Annotated in this window: 14 protein-coding genes; 9 read left to right on the top strand and 5 right to left on the bottom strand. The window is 42.7% G+C overall.

The window, feature by feature from the left end:
- Nucleotides 1–5: 5 nt before the first annotated feature.
- On the top strand, nt 6–641 hold the full coding sequence (locus tag QR722_RS11830; RefSeq protein ID WP_286283053.1) for a response regulator: 636 nt from the start codon (nt 6–8) through the stop codon (nt 639–641).
- A gap of 76 nt (nt 642–717) precedes the next feature.
- On the opposite strand, the gene QR722_RS11825 is transcribed toward QR722_RS11830, so the two are convergent.
- Nucleotides 718–4089 carry a PAS domain-containing hybrid sensor histidine kinase/response regulator gene (locus QR722_RS11825; protein WP_286283052.1) on the bottom strand — a complete coding sequence of 1124 codons (3372 nt, stop codon included), beginning with the start codon at nt 4087–4089 and terminating at the stop codon, nt 718–720.
- A 217-nt stretch (nt 4090–4306) separates the two neighbouring features.
- Here QR722_RS11825 and grpE point away from each other — a divergent pair, with 217 nt between their 5' ends.
- The 4 genes from grpE (at nt 4307) to QR722_RS11805 (ending at nt 8878) form a co-directional block, all read left to right on the top strand.
- Nucleotides 4307–4921 (top strand): nucleotide exchange factor GrpE, encoded by a 615-nt coding sequence (gene grpE, locus QR722_RS11820; protein ID WP_286283051.1) that lies wholly within the window; start codon nt 4307–4309, stop codon nt 4919–4921.
- Between the two features lie 105 nt (nt 4922–5026).
- The gene (gene dnaK / locus QR722_RS11815; RefSeq protein WP_286283050.1) at nt 5027–6952 is read left to right on the top strand and encodes a molecular chaperone DnaK; all 1926 of its coding nucleotides are present in this window, start codon (nt 5027–5029) and stop codon (nt 6950–6952) included.
- A 142-nt stretch (nt 6953–7094) separates the two neighbouring features.
- Nucleotides 7095–8237 (top strand): molecular chaperone DnaJ, encoded by a 1143-nt coding sequence (gene dnaJ / locus QR722_RS11810; RefSeq protein WP_286283049.1) that lies wholly within the window; start codon nt 7095–7097, stop codon nt 8235–8237.
- A 164-nt stretch (nt 8238–8401) separates the two neighbouring features.
- Nucleotides 8402–8878, top strand: a complete 477-nt coding sequence (locus tag QR722_RS11805) for a c-type cytochrome (RefSeq protein WP_286283048.1) — start codon at nt 8402–8404, stop codon at nt 8876–8878.
- A gap of 83 nt (nt 8879–8961) precedes the next feature.
- Here QR722_RS11805 and QR722_RS11800 read toward each other — a convergent pair whose 3' ends face one another.
- The 3 genes from QR722_RS11800 to QR722_RS11790 are packed head-to-tail and all read right to left on the bottom strand — an operon-like array spanning nt 8962 to nt 11747.
- Nucleotides 8962–9657, bottom strand: a complete 696-nt coding sequence (locus tag QR722_RS11800) for a cytochrome b/b6 domain-containing protein (protein WP_286283047.1) — start codon at nt 9655–9657, stop codon at nt 8962–8964.
- Nucleotides 9658–9682: 25 nt separating this feature from the next.
- Nucleotides 9683–11221 carry a PH domain-containing protein gene (locus QR722_RS11795; RefSeq protein WP_286283046.1) on the bottom strand — a complete coding sequence of 513 codons (1539 nt, stop codon included), beginning with the start codon at nt 11219–11221 and terminating at the stop codon, nt 9683–9685.
- A complete protein-coding gene (locus QR722_RS11790) occupies nt 11214–11747 on the bottom strand; it encodes a PH domain-containing protein (RefSeq protein WP_286283044.1) in 534 nt (177 codons plus the stop codon). Before QR722_RS11790 ends, QR722_RS11795 begins: the two co-directional genes overlap by 8 nt.
- A 180-nt stretch (nt 11748–11927) precedes the next feature.
- Between QR722_RS11790 and dapB the strand changes: the two genes are divergently transcribed.
- From dapB to greA, 4 genes are all read left to right on the top strand, one after another.
- Nucleotides 11928–12731: a 4-hydroxy-tetrahydrodipicolinate reductase gene (dapB, locus tag QR722_RS11785; RefSeq protein WP_286283043.1), complete on the top strand. Its 804-nt coding sequence runs from the start codon at nt 11928–11930 to the stop codon at nt 12729–12731.
- A gap of 263 nt (nt 12732–12994) precedes the next feature.
- Nucleotides 12995–14137 (top strand): glutamine-hydrolyzing carbamoyl-phosphate synthase small subunit, encoded by a 1143-nt coding sequence (carA, locus tag QR722_RS11780; protein ID WP_286283042.1) that lies wholly within the window; start codon nt 12995–12997, stop codon nt 14135–14137.
- Between the two features lie 28 nt (nt 14138–14165).
- The gene (gene carB, locus QR722_RS11775; RefSeq protein ID WP_286283040.1) at nt 14166–17390 is read left to right on the top strand and encodes a carbamoyl-phosphate synthase large subunit; all 3225 of its coding nucleotides are present in this window, start codon (nt 14166–14168) and stop codon (nt 17388–17390) included.
- 112 nt (nt 17391–17502) lie between these two features.
- Complete coding sequence (gene greA, locus QR722_RS11770) at nt 17503–17979, top strand: transcription elongation factor GreA (protein WP_286283039.1); 477 nt, start codon at nt 17503–17505, stop codon at nt 17977–17979.
- Nucleotides 17980–18241: 262 nt separating this feature from the next.
- On the opposite strand, the gene lnt is transcribed toward greA, so the two are convergent.
- Nucleotides 18242–19708 (bottom strand): apolipoprotein N-acyltransferase, encoded by a 1467-nt coding sequence (gene lnt / locus QR722_RS11765; protein ID WP_286283038.1) that lies wholly within the window; start codon nt 19706–19708, stop codon nt 18242–18244.
- Between the last annotated feature and the right edge of the window lie 32 nt (nt 19709–19740).

Genomic DNA, 19740 nt, shown 5'->3' with positions numbered 1-19740 from the left:
ACTCTATGAATGTAAAAGCATTAATTGCAGATGACCATCCTCTTTTTCGCGTTGCCTTAAAGCAAGCAGTCTGTGCACTATTAGATAAAAATATTGCTGAAGCTGCTAGTTTGCAGGAAACCTTGGATTGTTTAGTCAAAGATCCGGAAATTGAATTGGTTTTTCTGGATTTAAATATGCCAGGTAATGATGGTCTGTTTGGCCTGAGCCAGATACGGCTCAGGCATCCGGATGTACTGGTAGTTATAGTATCGGCAGAGGAGCAAGCTCAAATTATCCAGCGCGCGATTAATCTTGGCGCAAGTGGCTTTGTTCCAAAATCAAGCACATTAGAGCAAATCGCCGAAGCAATCGAGCAAGTGCTTGATGGTGGCCAATGGTTGCCAGCTCATCTTATTGACGAGGTTGAGCAGGCGCTACCTGATGAACAATCATCATTTGCCCGTCACTTAGAACAACTCACTCCTCAGCAGTTTATTGTGCTGAAAATGATGGCTGATGGTTTATTAAATAAACAAATTGCTTACGAACTAGGTATAAAAGAAACCACTATTAAACAACATGGTTCAGCCATTTTGAAGAAACTTAAGTTGAACAACCGCACTCAAGCAGGCGTGCTTTTCAAGCAAATCATGCAGTAAGCTGATTTGCACAGTAGAATCGGTTCAGACAGGATATAGTGAAAATGGCTGCTCATCTAATAGGTTAATAGTCGCCCTAAGCGGTTAACTTGGCCTGACGCAGCATACGTTTAAGAGCTGCACTTTTGAGAGGTTTGGGCAAAAACAACAATCCCGCGTCAAGGGAACAAGAACGCATTTCTTCACTGCGTTCGGCTGAATTTAAAATTCCAGGTAGCTTGATATTAAAATGAGCACGGATGGCATGACTCATTTCAATGCCAGTTAGGCCATCATCCAAATGATAGTCTAACAACATTAAGTCGACAGGTTGTTTGAGATCAGCGACCTGCTCAATGGTCTCTATGCTGACCACAGTTGCCTCCCAACTAGTCAATAATTGTTTCACAGCAGTGCGGGTTTGAACGTCATTTTCGACCAATAACACTGTCTTGCCCTTTAAGATAGCTGTCTTAAGTTCTTGAGTTGGCGGTTGGTTGGCCGGGGCTAACTTACTCTGGCAAATATTGACTGCAACACTAAATTGACTGCCTTTTCCTGGTTCTGACAGCAGCTTTACAGGGTGTTTTAATAGACTAGAAATCTTGTCCACTATGGTTAACCCCAATCCTAAGCCTTGCTGTTGCTGGGTATGATTGAGTTGTCTAAACTCTTCAAAAATGCATTGTTGCTCGTCAACGGAAATTCCTGATCCGGTATCTAATACACGAATTTGCAAACTGTGCTGATTGCGTTTACAGCCCAAAACTATGCGACCCTTGGCGGTATAGCGCACCGCATTTGAGAGTAAGTTTTGGATGACTCTGCGCAGTAACTTTTTATCGGAGCGGATCCATAAGGAGCTGCGTACGTAATGAAATTCTAGACCTTTTTGCTGGGCAATCATGGCAAACTCATTGGCCAGCGGATCGAGGATTTCGGTAATTGCAAATGGCTGGATGTGAGGGACTAAAATTCCAGATTCTAATTTTGTCATGTCTAACAATAAAGACAATAATTCCTCGGCGTTGTTAAGGGAATCTTTCAAAGACTGACTTAATAAACGGATCTCTGGCTCAGAGGATTTTTGATTGATTAGCTCGCCAAATAAACTTGCGGCATTAAACGGCTGCATCAAATCATGTCCCGCAGCGGCTAAAAATTTGGTTTTACTGTCGTTTGCTAGTTCAGCCTGATGTTTGGCTATCGTCAGGGCCTGATTGGAATTTTTTAGCTCTTCAGTACGTTTTGCTACCCGCAATTCTAATTGTGTTTTTGCCTGTTCAAGTTGTTGTTGTATTTCAATATACTCGGTTATATCACTATAAGTAGTAACGAACCCACCGCCTGGTAGTGGACTACCATTAAGTTCTATGACTTGACCGCCAGGTTGTTTACGAACGTATTTGTATCGGCTGCCTTGTCGAATGTACTCAATGCGTTTGGCTATCTCTTGTTGCGCGTCATCACTGTGGCCGAACAAGCCCCGCTTAGCGTTAAATTCGAGTAATTCCTGCATGGATAATCCAGCTTTGATGAAGTTGTCAGGATAATCAAAAAGCTCCACATAACGCTGATTCCACGCAATTAATTTCAAATCAGGGTCTATTACGCTGATCCCTTGTTGTATATGCTGGACACTGGATTGCAATATCTCATGATTAAATTGAAAGGTCTGAGTGGCCTGTTCCATCCATTCAAATAACTCAGGTAAGGATACCTGGTCTTTTTCTGATATGGCTGAGATAAGGATGCGAGCACTAGCGCCGCCAATTTTACCTGAAAGAATGCTTTCCACCCGCTCCAACAATAGTGGGCTTGCATAGCCATCTCTAGAATGTCGTTGTGAGAATGTAGCAAGTTCGTCTTGTTCATGATGATTTAATACATTTTGAGTTAGTGCTAATAGTCTATTCAACTTGATAACTTGACGGACCGGGCTCTCTTCTGACGTATCATCGGCTGTGCTGTGAGTTAACTTTCGATTAGGGATGAGTAAAGTTACTAGCACGTAACACAGGGTATTGGCGAATACACTTAGCATAAAGCCTCTGCCAAGCTCCAGATCGGTTGGCATAGGATCAAAATAATAACTGCCGGTAATACTTGGCCACAGTAACCAATAAAACCAACATAGTGCGCCGACAATCAGACCTGACAAGGCGGCTAAGCGATTAGATTTTTGCCAATATAATCCGAAGATAATCATCGGCATGATTTGTGAGAGTAGGGCAATAGAGATGATGCCACTATTGACCAGTGGTGAGCCCGAACTGACATCACGATGATATAGATATGCGATGAATAGTACTGAGGCTATGGCCAGACGACGAATAAATAATATTACTCCTGGTGTAAGGTCGTTTTGTTGCTGATTAATTAGCTTGAACTTGATCCATATGGGCGTAATAAGGTTGTTAGAGATCATGATGCCAACGGCAAGGGTGGCAACAATTACCATGCTGGTCGCAGCGGCTAACCCGCCCACAAAGCTGATTAGGGTTGCGATTTTTTGCTTGGCCATTAGTGGTAAGGCTAGTGCATAGCTATCGGTGCTAATGGTCTCTGGATTGAGCAAAATCTGACCCGCCAAAGCAATTGGCAATACAAACAGCGTCATACCCAATAAATATAACGGAAATAACCACCGAGCAGTCACTAATTCTTGTTCTCCTTTATTCTCAACAAAGTTGACATGAAACTGACGGGGCAAACAAAACATCGCACAAATACCAAGTAAAATATGACTGATAAACACCCAGATTGCCGGATCCGCTTCTATCACTTGTCTAGCGTTGGGGGAGTTTTGTGCTTGGCCCATCAAATCAAATATACCATCGAACAATCCGTAGCAGACAAACAGGCCAACGCACAGCAGAGCAACAAGTTTTAGCAAGGATGCAAAGGCTACGGTTAACATCAGTCCCGGTTTTTTGTCGATGAGATCAAATGTACGGGCACCAAACAAGATGGCAAGGATGGCCAGCAAAGCCGTAACATACAAACCTATATCAGAAGATAAATCAGGGGCTGCGGCGGAGATTAAAGTGATATTGTGGGTGACTGAATCAAGCTGCAAGGCAATATAGGGTACGACCCCAATGAAACATAATAAAGTGACAATAGCAGCCAGCATATGAGATTGACGATACTGCAATCCCACAAAGTCAGCCAGTGAACTGACGTTGTTTTGCTGGCATATTAAGGCAATTTTTTTCAGCGCGGTAAAGCCAAATAACATCACAAAAATAACACCTAAATAGGTAGGAACAAACGCCCAACCGTATAGTGTTGCTTGGGTTGAAGTACCGAAAAAAGCCCAAGAAGTGCAATGGACGCCCATGGCTAAGCCATAGATTAGTGGATGCTGTTTTTTTCGGTCCAACAATTTGTCGCCAATGAAGCCAACTAAAAACAACAGCAATAAATAACAAAACACCACGGTCGAGATGGTTGCAACGCTAAACATTTACAATACAGCATAAAATAATCAACAATTTCACCACTTTACCTAGACAAGTCAGATTATGAAAGCGGCAGAATTAAACATCTAATTAAAAAAAAATGTAATTCAATAAAAAAACTGGGGTTTTTACCCTTGAAGCCCATTAAAGCAACCCCATCTATAGGCTCAATCAGATTCAAATTACAATTTTAGAGTAAAAATCAAAGCGATGGAGTCAGGCATGAATAAAGATCAGCAGCCCCAAGATTTAAACGAGCATGAGCAGCAAGAACATTCGGCTGTTGATGATAGCAACGAAGTTCCAGCGGAACAGCAATCATTGTCAGCAGAGCAGCAAACCATTTCAGAGTTACAAGCTGCACTAGCCAAGGCAGAAGCAACAGTATCTGAGCAGCGTGATTCAGTATTACGTGCTAAAGCGGAAATGGAAAATGCACGCAGACGAGCTGAAACCGAAGTGGAAAAAGCACGTAAATTTGCCTTGGAACGTTTTGCCGCCGAATTGTTGCCAGTGGCAGATAATTTAGAGCGTGCTGTACAGCTCGCTGATCATGAAAATGAATCATTAAAACCGATGATGGAAGGGGTAGATATTACGCTCAAGTCATTTATCTCTACCATTGAAAAATTTGGACTTAATGTGATTGACCCTCAAGGTGAAGCATTTAATCCAGAAAAGCATCAAGCCATGTCGATGCAAGAAAGTGCTGATGTGCCAGCTAACACTGTGTTGGCTGTGATGCAAAAAGGTTACGAAATTAATGGCAGATTATTGCGTCCCGCAATGGTCATGGTATCTAGAGCCTCTGAAGGCGGCGTAGATATCGAAGCTTAAATTGCATTTTTGGGTTTTTTTTTTCATAAAAAACATTGAAAAAATTCAGAATAACCCCACAAAAGGTACAGACTTTAGAATTACAGTTTTTATGGAGATAGACTAATGGGTAAGATCATTGGCATAGATTTAGGTACAACCAATTCATGTGTTGCTGTGTTAGAAGGCGACAAAGTTAAAGTATTAGAAAACGCAGAGGGTGATCGTACAACACCTTCCATCATTGCATACAGCAATGACGGTGAGATTTTAGTTGGTGCGCCAGCTAAACGTCAGGCGGTTACTAACCCACAAAATACCCTATATGCGATTAAGCGTTTAATTGGTCGCCGTTGGGAAGATAAAGAAGTTCAACGTGATATCGACATCATGCCTTTCAGCATTGTTAAAGCTGACAACGGTGATGCGTGGGTTGAAGTGAAAGGCGAGAAGATGGCTCCGCCACAAATCTCTGCTGAAGTGTTAAAGAAAATGAAAAAAACGGCAGAAGATTACTTAGGTGAAAAAGTAACTGAAGCGGTCATCACCGTACCGGCTTACTTTAATGATTCACAGCGTCAAGCCACTAAAGATGCAGGTAAAATTGCAGGCTTGGATGTTAAACGTATCATTAACGAACCAACTGCTGCAGCCCTTGCTTATGGCATGGACAAGAAGAAAGGCGACAACGTTGTTGCTGTATATGACTTAGGTGGTGGTACGTTCGATATTTCAATTATTGAAATTGATGAAGTTGAAGGCGAGCACACATTTGAAGTACTTGCGACCAACGGTGACACACACTTAGGTGGTGAAGATTTCGATAACCGCGTAATTAATTACTTAGTTGCCGAATTCAAGAAAGACCAAGGTGTAGATTTACGTAAAGATCCCTTGGCTATGCAACGCCTAAAAGAAGCGGGTGAGAAGGCTAAAATTGAATTGTCTTCTGCACAACAAACAGAAGTTAACTTACCGTATATAACAGCTGATGCATCTGGTCCTAAGCACTTAACGATTAAAGTTACCCGTGCCAAACTAGAGTCATTGGTTGAAGATATGGTTAAGCAAACTCTTGACCCAGTTAAGCAAGCGTTATCTGATGCAAACCTTTCAGTTAGCGATATAAATGACATCATTCTAGTGGGTGGTCAAACACGTATGCCATTGGTTCAGAAGTATGTAACTGAATTCTTTGGAAAAGAGCCACGTAAAGACGTGAATGCTGATGAAGCCGTTGCAGCAGGTGCTGCGATTCAAGGTGGTGTTCTAGCCGGTGACGTTACAGACGTACTTCTACTAGATGTTACTCCTTTGTCTCTTGGTATCGAGACTATGGGCGGTGTGATGACGGCGTTGATTGAGAAAAACTCAACCATCCCAACTAAAAAATCACAAACCTTCTCTACGGCGGAAGATAACCAATCTGCAGTAACAGTTCATGTGTTACAAGGCGAGCGTAAGCAAGCCGCAGGTAATAAGTCTTTAGGTCAATTTAATCTTGAAGGGATCCGTGCTGCTCAACGCGGTGCGCCTCAAATCGAAGTCACCTTCGATATTGATGCTGATGGTATTTTACATGTTTCCGCTAAAGATAAGGACACAGGTAAAGAGCAGAAGATAACTATCCAAGCGTCTTCTGGTTTGAGTGAAGCAGAAATCGAAAAAATGGTAGCAGATGCAGAAGCTAATAAAGATGCTGACGCTAAGTTTGAAGAAATGGTTCAGACTCGCAACCAGGCTGACGGTATGATCCACGGTACCAGAAAGCAAATCGAAGAAGCGGGTGATGCATTGCCTGCTGACGATAAAGCTACAATCGAAGCGGCTATTGAAGCCCTTGAGACTGCGGTTAAAAACGAAGACAAAGCGGAAATCGAAGGCAAGACTCAAGAGTTGATTCAAGCTTCTGCTAAATTGATGGAAATAGCTCAAGCGAAAGCGGGCGCTGAAGGTGCTGCTGGTGCAGAACAGCCTGATGCGAAACAGTCTTCACAAGATGATGACGTGGTTGACGCTGAGTTTGAAGAAGTAAAAGACGACAAAAAGTAATTGTTGTCTTGGCCTGAACCATTCAGGCTTTGATCCAAACTGGGCGCAGCAAGATTTCTTACTGCGCCCTTTATTCGTTTTAGGTTAGACAAGTTCAAACACTATTTAACGTGTTTGGCATCATATAGGATAAACGAGCAGTATGTCGAAGCGAGACTATTATGAAGTGCTTGGAGTTAGCAAAAGTGCTGACGAGCGTGAAATAAAAAAGGCTTATAAACGCCTCGCGATGAAGTTTCACCCGGATAGAACTAAGGGTGACAAAGCGATGGAAGAAAAATTTAAAGAAGTCCAAGAAGCACACGAAATCCTTACCGATGGCCAAAAGCGAGCAGCGTATGATCAATATGGTCACGCTGGTGTTGATCCTAATCGAGGCGGCGCTGGCTTTGGTGGTGGTGGTGCTGACTTTGGCGATATATTTGGCGACGTTTTTGGTGACATTTTTGGCGGGGGTGGCCGTGGAGGTCGACAATCTCGAGCTCGTCAAGGCTCTGACCTTCGATATAATCTTGAGTTGTCACTTGAAGAAGCCGTAAGGGGCAAGAATGTAGAAATTCGCGTGCCTACCTTGGTTGCTTGTGATGGTTGCGACGGCTCTGGTGCTAAGAAAGGCAGTTCTCCCACCACCTGTCCTACCTGCCATGGTAATGGTCAGGTGCAAATGCGCCAAGGTTTCTTTGCCGTGCAGCAAACCTGCCCAACCTGTTCTGGACGTGGGAAAATTATTGCAGATCCTTGTCGTGAGTGTCATGGTCATGGACGTAAGGAAAAAACTAAAACCCTGTCTGTGAAAGTACCAGCGGGTGTAGACACCGGCGATCGTATTCGTCTCACCGGAGAGGGTGAAGCGGGTGAAGCCGGAGCGCCAGCAGGTGATTTGTATGTTCAGGTCCACGTTAAAGAACATAGTATATTCACTCGTGACGGAAACAACCTGTATTGTGAAGTTCCATTGAGCTTTACCAAGGCGGCGTTAGGCGGTGACATCGAAGTACCTACCCTAGATGGCAAGGTTAAGCTTAAGATCACAACTGAAACGCAAACTGGCAAAATGTTCAGACTTCGCGGTAAGGGTGTTAAATCAGTCCGTAGTGGTAGCGTTGGTGACTTAATGTGCCGGGTTGTGGTTGAAACACCAGTTAATTTAACGTCTCGCCAGAAAGAGTTGCTTGAAGAATTAGATACTTCAATGGGTAAAGGAGACGAAGCAGCTAAATATCGTCCAAAAGAACAAGGATTCTTCGACGGTGTGAAGAAATTCTTCGATGACCTAACCAATTAATTGAAAGTATTATATAAAAAGCGCCTTTTGGCGCTTTTTTATTATCTTGCTATTGATATTTTTTATTGCCAACTGTTAGGTTAAGAAGGTAGATTCAGAACCAATAAACTACCAATACGAAATTGCTGTTTTTAGCAGCTCCAACATTATAAAAGAGGGAACATATGAGACCAATCGTCAAGTCTGCTTTGCTAGCGTTAAGTTTATTAACAGGGATACATTTAGCTAATGCAGTTGAACCGGCTCAGTCCGACAAGCATGCGGCCAGTGCTGTGCAGTTCAGACAGGCGTTGCTACAGTTAGTCAGAAGCAATGTAGGCGCTTTAGGAGCCATGGCTAAAGAAGCGATCCCAATGGATGCACAGACCATTGAAAAAAATGCGTTACGCATTGAACAGCTTTCTTTAATGATGGATGATTACTTTTCTGTTGATACCCGCAAGTTTGATGTAAAGACAGACGCTTTGGCTAAAATTTGGCAAGACTATCCAGATTTTCAAACAAAAATCACCGCTTTAACTGATGCGGCACGAACCTTGAGAGTTTCAGCTGAAGAAGGGCAGACTGACAGTTTTAAAGCTAACATTGGCGCGGTATTGAAAAGTTGTAAAGGCTGCCACGACAGCTATAAAGCTGATTAATCTCTGCTAAATAGAGCATTCAGATGAGCAGGCTATAAGTTTCTGAAGACTTAAATGCCTGCTTTTCTAGCGCAGTAATAACGCTAAAAGTAATATTCCACTTCGGGTACCGGGGCGGCTATCGCCACTAACCAATAAATAAATGCTGCTATCAAAGCTGCTATTATCAAGGCCAACACAATTCTTGAGGATGTAACTCTGGGTGAGTCTGCCACTTTATCATCAACTTGTTTGTAGCCACTTATCATGGGAGCAATCAACGAGCGGCGTAATCCAAATTTGTACCACAAGATAGCGACAATATGAAAAAGAATCACATAACTGATTAGCTCAAAGGTGAAGTGATGCAACCAATTGAGCCAACTTTGGGTTTCTGTATTTACCGCCGATATGTATGGTCCCGAGTGAAGCACATCATCGGTAGCGAAAAGACCACTGATGGTTTGCATCAATAAAAGTACGATAACCAAGGGCACCAATAAACCGCCTACAGGATTGTGGCCAATATAGTCTTTGTTGTTGCCTTTCATTAGTGCAATAAAATAGTTAAAAATAGCTTTAGGAGGCGCAAGAAAATCACTGAACCTAGAATGTTTAGTTCCGACGAATCCCCATATCAACCGAAAGATTATAAGACCCAGGGTGAAGTAACCAATGTAAAAATGGAAGTCCATCAAGTCACCACCCAACTCAGCCGTAGCCCATTGAGCAACTATGGCTAATACCAATAACCAGTGGAACAAACGAATCGGTAGATCCCAAATAAGTCTTTTACGCATTTTATTTCCTAACAGCTTGTTAATTTTACATCCAAGAACGCTTTTGCTGACTAACGATCTGTAGAGTATTAGCCAGAAAGTCTTTTGCAACTTTCGCCGGCATAAAGGGAATGGCTAGCGATCCTGATGCCAATATAAACACAATGTTTGCCAGATTATGACGTCGCATGATTGGATTTTGGACAAATTTGCTTTGTTGTACCTTATAATTAGCGAAACAATAATGATTGACCCCGAATAAGCCTTTGCGTATATAAAAATACTTCGGATCTGCAGCATAACCCCAGCGTTTCCAGCGGCACCAGATTAACACTAGAGCGACAAAAGTAACTATTTCGACAATGACAAGTCCAAAAGGATTGGCATGAGTTAATACAAAGCCTGATGCTAGGATATTCAACGGCAGTAACCAATAGATTATCTGCCGCCATATAAAGCGTTTGCTAATAGAATTAAATTCAACATTTCGCAGTTGATTTAATTCCAATGCATCCTCACTGATAGCCAAGGCTTGGTGATGAGTTACAGAAGGAACGATAATCTTATTATTCTGCTGTATTTGGTTAGCATGTTGGCCGGCCGAGCTGTTTTGTTTCATTTCGAGGTTTATCCGCCCCAATAGTACATCCAACCAATCTTGTTTAAATACTAATAACTGAAGTCTAGAAAGTCGCATTGTGACTTCCTGACGGGTGAATAACCCGCTGCGCCTTACATATTTATCGTCGGTTTTATGCAAGGTATATTGGTAAAACATAACGATGGAGCCTAACACCGACAGCAACGAAAGGGAGCCGGCAACGATTATTATGAGTAGTAACCCCGTCAATGCGACTTGCCAAATAGATTGTGTTTGTATGTCAAAATACGATTGGTAGTCAATCCCTATACTGTCCAACCAAGATACCATGTAAGAGGCTATGTCATCGTACACCGGCGCCAATACCCCAAGAATGATCCACACTCTATTATTGGTAATGCCATGTAAAATAAGATCCTTAATACTCCGGCTATTAATTAATTGTTCTGTCGGCGACTGAGGTTGTTTTTCCTCTGCGGATGGTTCATTAATCTGTATAGATTTTTGCTGCAGGATTTGCGACTTTAAGTACTTAGCATAATCCATAGGTAGAGCAACAATTTTTGCCTCCTGCTTAGCTGAACCCGCGGTATCGAGTTGCAAACAGGCATGGTTATTTAGACGATAATAAAGGGGCTGTTCAATAGTGACGTTTTGAATTCGTTCAAAGGGCAAGTTTATATTTTTCTTAGATAAAACCCCTGAGCGGATCTCGACAGTTTGGCCCTTTAATCTAAACGTATAAAACACGTATTGGAGCACAGATGACAGCACAATAAATGCGATCACTGCTATGACTACTGGCAGCCATACATGTGGTTTTTCTTGCAAAGTGGAGTAGCTAATTGCCAGAGCGGGAACGATATAAATCATATTGCCTGCAGCTAGTTTTATGCCGCTGGCGATAAAATACAAAATCGCAATGGGAGAAAGTCGTTGCCAGTCATCTTTATTCGGGCTGATTATAGCATCCTGGTCAGCCATCCAATTGGATATCCTTGTGCTGCAAAATATACTGCCGAAGCCTTTGTGCTTGCTTAAAGCTTAAACCCGGAATTTCGAAGGTATGCATCGAACCGCCGGCGCTAAATACTTGAATGGCAGCGAGACCGAACAGCCGCTCAATAGGACCACGTTTTATCTCAATGTGTTGAATGCGCAAAATAGGTTGGCTAATGATGTTCTTGAAAAATACGCCATAGGTAAAGTGTAAATCGTGTTCGCGCAGATAATACTTTTTACATGGAATTGCGATGAACTGATATGTACAAACGGCTAAAGTCACTAACCCGACTACCAATAATCCCGGCTTATATAGTTGTAGCATTGACTCATGCAAGGTGAAAATCGTCTGAAATCTGCTGATAGACATTACTGTAATGAACATCAAAGCAGCGATTAATATACTGCCGATGACCGCAATTATATACCTTGAATCTAAGGCTTCAAATGGCAATTCAATTGGGTCCGGTAAGTCTGCACTTGAGATGGCTAAATTGGAAAATTCCATGTATGAGTTCCATTGAAATACTATGGTTAATGTAACGTATTATGCGATGGATACAATCCTAGCAACTGATTTTCTCAATTGTACATCGAATGATTATGTCTTATACCTAACTAACTACTGAAAAATGCAACAAGATGTAGCACAATATTCAAAAGTATTATTGGCTGAAAAAGGGTGACTATGACTGCAATTGGTATATTTGGGGCGAATGGGCGAATGGGACGAGTGCTGATAGACGCCGCAGATAGTGATAGTTTAGTCGAGCTCAAAGCTGCATCTGTGAGAGCCGGCTCTGCGTGGGTTGGGATGGATGTGGGAGAATTAGCCGGCATTGGTAAGAAAAGCCTAGTTGTGACTGGAGATTTAAATGCAGCGGCCAGTTATATTGACGTGGTAATTGATTTTACTTTACCTGCAGCATTAGAAAGTAATCTGGCCTGGTGTATCAAACATAAAAAAGCCATTGTGGTTGGCACCACTGGATTGACTGAAAATCATAAAGCCATATTAGCGCAAGCGGCGCGCAGTATACCGATTGTCTTTGCGGCTAATTACAGCGTAGGAGTGAATCTGATGCTTAATTTGGTTCGTCAAGCGGCAAAAGTTATGGGTCAGTCGGCTGATATAGAAATTGTTGAAACTCATCACCGCTTCAAAAAAGATGCTCCCTCGGGAACGGCAATTGCGATAGGAGAGGCCATCGCAGACGAACTAAATTGGGATCTCAATCAATGTGCCGTTTACGCCCGAGAAGGGGATACGGGTGAACGCCAACAAAACACTATTGGCTTTGCCACTGTTCGAGCCGGAGATGTAGTCGGCGATCATACGGCGTTGTTTGCCGATTTGGGTGAAAGATTAGAGATAACCCACAAGGCGTCTAGTCGCTTAACCTTTGCCAAGGGTGCAATGAAAGCAGCAAAATGGCTAAAAAATCAACCTGCTGGGTTGTATTCGATGGAAGATGTTTTGGGTTTTAAATGAGTATTTCAGGGGCTTATAATCAAAATTGGTGTAAAAGCCTCATTTCTGTGATTTTTCTACATAATATTAGACCTGAATAAAGACTTGGTGTATGATCTCGGGAATTTGCCTAATTTTCGCGATTGACAGTGTTGATTTAGCGAAAATGCTTGCGGCAAAGAACGTAAACGAGATGTGAATCGAGGATTTACGCTCGTTTTTTATAGGGTTTTGAGGCGTTGTACGCTTTTTTTCCTTGGGTTGTCCTTAATTAGGAGGTTGACTTGGCTATTTCCGCCCTTTTGGTGCTAGAAGACGGTTCAGTTTTCAAAGGCACATCAATTGGAGCTTCTGGTGTTTCCGTCGGTGAAGTGGTTTTTAATACATCAATGACCGGTTATCAGGAGATATTGACAGATCCTTCGTATGCAGAACAAATCATTACTCTTACCTATCCTCATATAGGCAACACTGGTACTAATTCTGAGGATGTTGAATCAGATAAAATATGGGCCAAAGGCCTTATTATTCGAGACCTTCCTCTATTAGCTAGTAACTTCCGCAATCAATCTTCCCTTTCTGACTACTTAAAAGACAATAATATTGTTGGCATCGCTGATATCGACACGCGCCGCTTAACGCGTATTTTACGGGATAAAGGCGCCCAGCGTGGCTGTATCGTTACGGTTGATGATTTTAGCCAGCAAGCAGTTGACGATGGGATAAAAGCATCTTTAGCGTTTCCTGGTCTAAAAGGAATGGATCTAGCCAAAGCAGTTACTACTGATAAATCTTATGAGTGGCGTGATGGGGTTTGGTCACTGGAAGACGGTTACGAAAAAGATAAGCAAGATTGTCAGTTCCATGTGGTTGCCTATGATTTTGGCGCCAAACACAATATTTTGCGAATGTTAGTCGACCGTAGTTGTAAGCTAACGGTGGTGCCTGCAACCACCTCCGCTGCAGACGTATTGGCATTGCAACCTGACGGCATCTTTTTGTCGAATGGTCCTGGAGACCCAGAACCCTGTACCTATGCAATTGAAGCCATCCAAGCTTTTTTAGAAACGGACATTCCGATTTTTGGTATTTGCTTAGGTCACCAGCTGTTAGCCTTAGCTAGCGGTGCTAAAACCTTAAAAATGAAGTTTGGTCACCACGGTGCGAATCACCCAGTTAAAGACTTACACCGTGATGTAGTGATGATTACCAGTCAAAATCACGGTTTTGCTGTAGATGAAAATGCTTTGCCGGATAATCTTGAAGTCACTCATGTGTCTTTATTTGATAAATCTTTACAAGGCATACATCGAAAAGATAAACCTGCATTTAGTTTTCAAGGCCATCCAGAAGCGAGTCCAGGTCCACATGACGCCGCGCCTTTGTTTGACCACTTTATTGAATTGATGCAAGCCAGATCACACTAAATAACGCCTAGACTAGAGAAAAATTACTATGCCAAAACGTACCGACCTAAAAAGCATACTGATTCTGGGCGCAGGCCCAATCGTAATAGGACAGGCATGCGAATTTGATTATTCAGGTGCGCAAGCCTGTAAAGCGCTGCGAGAAGAAGGTTACCGAGTCATATTGGTTAACTCTAATCCCGCCACAATCATGACTGATCCTGAAATGGCAGATGCCACTTACATTGAGCCAATTCATTGGGAAGTGGTTAAAAAAATAATTGAAAAAGAACGTCCCGACGCTATCTTGCCCACTATGGGCGGACAAACCGCGCTGAATTGTGCGTTGGATTTAAATAAGTTCGGGGTGTTAGAAGAGTTTGGCGTAGAAATGATCGGCGCCACTGCTGATGCGATTGATAAAGCAGAAGATCGCGAGCGTTTTGACAAAGCTATGAAATCCATTGGCCTAGCGTGTCCTCACGCTGAAATTGCCCATACTATTGAACAGGCTCATGATGTGATTAGTCGCATCGGCTTCCCATGTATTATTCGACCGTCATTTACCATGGGTGGCAGTGGTGGTGGTATTGCTTATAATGTTGATGAATTCGATGAAATTTGTCGCCGAGGTCTCGACCTTTCACCCACTAGTGAGTTATTAATTGATGAATCGCTGATAGGTTGGAAAGAGTATGAAATGGAAGTGGTCAGGGACAAAAATGATAATTGCATCATTGTTTGTACTATCGAAAACTTCGACCCTATGGGAGTACATACTGGAGACTCGATAACTGTTGCTCCAGCCCAAACCTTAACGGATAAAGAATTCCAGATCATGCGTAATGCGGCTATGGCAGTATTGCGAGAAATTGGTGTGGAAACCGGTGGTTCAAACGTGCAATTTGGTGTGTGTCCGAATACGGGTCGTATGGTTATCATTGAAATGAATCCTCGGGTATCTCGTTCTTCGGCACTAGCTTCTAAGGCAACAGGATTCCCGATCGCTAAAGTTGCTGCTAAATTGGCGATTGGTTATACCCTTGATGAACTAGCTAATGACATCACTGGCGGGTTAACCCCAGCATCATTCGAGCCATCCATCGATTATGTGGTTACCAAGCTACCGCGTTTTAATTTTGAAAAATTTGCCGGTGCCAATGATCGTCTGACGACACAGATGAAATCAGTCGGTGAAGTTATGGCGATTGGTCGAAATCAGCAAGAGTCATTGCAAAAAGCACTTCGCGGCCTTGAAGTAGGTGTGAATGGATTAGATTCGATTATCGATATTAGCGACCCAGAAGCAGAAGAAATTATTATTCGTGAGTTGAGAGAGCCTGGCGCTGAGCGTATTTGGTATATCGGTGATGCTTTACGAATGGGTATGAGCGTTGAGGAATTATTTAACCTAACCAATATTGATCGTTGGTATTTGGTCCAAATCGAAGAATTAATTAAATTAGAACAACAAGTGTCTGAATTAGGGTTAAGTGGCATAGATGCTGATTTTATGCGGACCTTAAAACGCAAAGGTTTTGCCGATGCCCGCTTGGCTGAATTAACCTGTGTAGCTGAGAGTGATGTACGAGAGTTGCGCCGCGGTATGGATATTGTACCTGTATACAAGCGGGTGGATACCTGTGCGGCAGAATTTTCTACTAGCACGGCATACATGTATTCTACTTACGATGAAGAATGTGAAGCGCAACCCACCGACCGCGATAAAATTATGGTGTTAGGCGGAGGTCCAAATCGAATTGGCCAAGGGATAGAGTTTGATTATTGTTGTGTCCATGCTGCTTTAGCGATGCGTGAAGATGGCTATGAAACAATCATGGTCAATTGTAACCCTGAAACGGTTTCAACCGACTATGATACATCTGACCGCTTATACTTTGAGCCCGTCACTTTGGAAGATGTGCTAGAAATCGTTAGAATTGAAAAGCCCAAGGGTGTCATTGTTCAGTATGGTGGCCAAACACCACTTAAGTTGGCTCGCGCTTTAGAGGCTGCTGGTGTGCCTATCATTGGAACCTCACCAGACGCTATTGACCGTGCAGAAGACCGCGAACGTTTTCAGCAAATGGTCAATAAACTAAATCTAAAGCAACCCGCCAATGCGACTGTCAGTAATATGGAACAGGCGTTGACGGAGGCTGAAAAAATTGGTTTTCCATTAGTTGTTCGTCCCTCCTACGTCTTAGGCGGTCGTGCAATGGAAATCGTCTATGACCTTAAGGATCTTAAGCGCTATTTGAATGAAGCCGTTAAAGTATCCAATGATTCACCTGTTTTACTGGACCGCTTCTTAGATGATGCAATCGAAGTTGATATCGATGCTATGTGTGACGGTGAGAACGTGGTAATTGGCGGCATCATGGAACATATCGAACAAGCGGGAGTGCATTCCGGTGATTCAGCTTGCTCGTTACCTCCATATTCACTGAGTGAAGATATACAAAATGTGATGCGCCAACAAGTTAAGGACATGGCTCTGGAGTTGGGGGTTATTGGATTAATGAATACTCAGTTTGCCGTCAAAGATGGTGAAGTGTATTTGATTGAAGTGAATCCTCGTGCAGCCCGGACTATTCCATTTGTGTCAAAAGCTACGGGTATGCCATTGGCAAAAATAGCAGCCCGAGCTATGGTGGGGCAGTCGTTACCCTCTCAGGGCATAACCGAGGAAATCATTCCTCCGTTTTATTCGGTAAAAGAAGTTGTCTTGCCGTTTGCTAAATTCCAAGGTGTTGATCCCTTATTAGGCCCTGAAATGCGCTCTACCGGCGAAGTGATGGGAGTGGGGGATACTTTTGAAGAAGCCTATGCCAAAGCAAACTTAGGCGCAGGCGCTCCTATTCCTGCAAAAGGTAAAGCGTTACTCTCAGTGCGCCAAAATGATAAGCATCGCCTGGTCGATTTAGCGACTAAGATGGTTCAACGTGGCTTTGATTTAGAAGCTACTACAGGTACGGCTCAGCTTATAAATGATGCTGGCATTGCCTGTTCAGTAGTAAACAAATTGACTGAAGGCCGGCCTAACATTGTGGATGCAATCAAAAATGGTGAGTATTGTTATATCGTAAATACCACTGAAGGACGCAAAGCCATAAATGATTCGGTTTATATTCGTCGTGAGGCGTTGTTAAATAAAGTTGCTTATACCACCACTCTCAATGCAGCTTTTGCAACCGTCAGTGCCCATGAAGCAGATGATCGCGCCAGAGTGACATCTGTACAATCTCTCCACCAGAGAGTTAAAGAACGCTAAAGTTGTGTTAAACTAAAGCATCTAGAAGTTTAATTGAAGTGCGCATGTTATTGCGCACTTTCTTATTGTGCAACGAAGTCTTATAACTAAAAATACAAGAGAATTTTACGCAATGAACCAATACCCCATGACTGCAAAAGGCGCGGATTTATTACGCAAGGAACTTAATGAATTAAAGTCAGTGAAACGACCTCAGATTATTCAGTCTATCGCAGAAGCCAGAGAACATGGTGATTTGAAAGAGAATGCTGAGTATCATGCCGCCCGCGAGCAACAAAGCTTTTGCGAAGGCCGTATTCAAGACATTGAAGGCAAACTTTCCAATGCTCAAATCATCGATGTCACCAAAATGACCAATAATGGCAAAGTTATTTTTGGCACTACAGTGACCATCATTAATATGGAAAATGATGAAGAAACCACCTATAAAATTGTCGGTGATGATGAGTCTGACATCAAAAATAACCTAATCTCAGTTAATTCACCTATTGCCCGCGGACTGATAGGTAAAGAGATCGACGATATAGTCAATATCCAAACTCCAGCGGGAACAGTAGAGTTCGAAATTTCTGCTGTAGAATATGTTTGAACCTCATTAATTGTCACTAATACGCCTGTACGCGGTATCCATGCGTACAGGCAGTTCTCAATTTGATAATCTTAACCATACCTATGCTAACCTTGGCTATCTTAGCTGGTTCGATAATTCTTAAAAAATTCACCCACATACATAAACCTCTTCGCGACTGATGTGAGCTAAACATTAATTTTAATTGGTCGGTGTTGCGAAATAGGTTGAAGACGTTAGGCCGTCGCTGAATGGGAGTGAAAGCGGTACCCGAGCCATAGGGTTATTTAGCTCGTTTCTGACGCCAAAAAACTAAAGGTAAGCCTACTAAAGTCAAAATCCACAGGGGTAAATCCCCTAGCATTCTGTATGGAGTGACACCATCTGTCAGAAAAATATCATCACTCAAAACGGCAGCTTCAAATTGCGGTAAACGACTTTGAATATGTCCTTTATGATCGATAAACGCGGTGATGCCATTATTGGTTGCTCTAAGGACTGGCAAGCCAAATTCTTTGGCTCTAACTTGTGCAATTTCTAGGTGCTGGTCCGGCCCGTGAGATGCTCCAAACCAAGCATCGTTACTGACAGTAATTATGAAATCGGTTTGCTCGGTGAGATTGGCCGATATCTGCCTTGGGAATGCTATTTCAAAGCATATTGCTGGAGCTAGGTGATAGCCTTTTGCTAACAAGTTTTGCTGCTGAAAATCGCCTTGGGTAAAGGATGACATGGGGAGATCAAAAATAGGTGCTAACTTACGCAACACATTCTCAAATGGAATAAATTCACCGATGGGTAATAGATGATGCTTGTCATATCGATTGCTGTGTAAATAGTGATAATGTTCTGTTTTGTCAGTATTGGACTGCTTGCCTAGCACTATTAGATTATTAAAAACTTGGCGGGTATTGTAATTGTAGTTGACGATCCCAGTGATGAGCCCTGTATCGGTTTGCAGCGCCTTTTCATCTAGCTGTACAAGGTAATCTTCCGCTGTTGATTCCAATTGGGGAATCGCTGCTTCTGGCCATATTATTATGTCATTTGACCAATGAGCTTGGGTCATCTTCTGATATTTAGCCATGGTGGATAATTCCTGCTCAGGTATCCAGCGCATCTCTTGCTTGATGTTCCCTTGTACCATAGCTATGGACACGGGTTGTGCTTTGACAGACACCCAGTCATATTGATCAAGTGTCCAACCGCCGAGTATCGAAACAACAAGTAAAAAAGCTGGGGCTCTGATATTATGTTTTCTTAAGCCGGTGGATATCGAAATACAAATTGCAATGAGCAGGGCACTTAAACCGGATTCGCCAATCACCGCAATCCAACCAGCCAAAGGACTATCAATTTGGCTATAACCAATTGATAACCAAGGAAAACCAGTGAGTAGCCAACTACGTAACCACTCTACAACCACCCATAGCAAAGGAGCCGCTATGAGCCAGTAAGATGGTTTGACCCTATGTTTTAACAGACTTGCGAATATTGCCGGATATAAAGCTAAGTAACTACACAGTATTAGCATCAATCCTATCGAGCCCGCTAAGGGTAATCCGCCGAATTCAGAAATGCTAACATGCACCCAGGAAATACCAGCACCAAACCAGCCTAATCCAAAAGCAAATCCAGATTTAAAACCCGAGGGGGAGATTAGCAGTAGATAGAAAAAACCACTTAGACAGGCCAGCATAACCGGCCAAATGGAGAAGGGAGCATAACTAAAGGTCAGTAATGCTCCCAATACACAACTTAATCCATAATGAAGTATTGATT

It is taken from the genome of Aliiglaciecola sp. LCG003 (assembly GCF_030316135.1).
In the GTDB taxonomy this organism is placed as follows: Bacteria; Pseudomonadota; Gammaproteobacteria; order Enterobacterales; family Alteromonadaceae; genus Aliiglaciecola.
The sequence above is the reverse complement of the archived record's forward strand: the minus strand, read 5'-3'. Positions and strand labels throughout refer to the sequence as shown.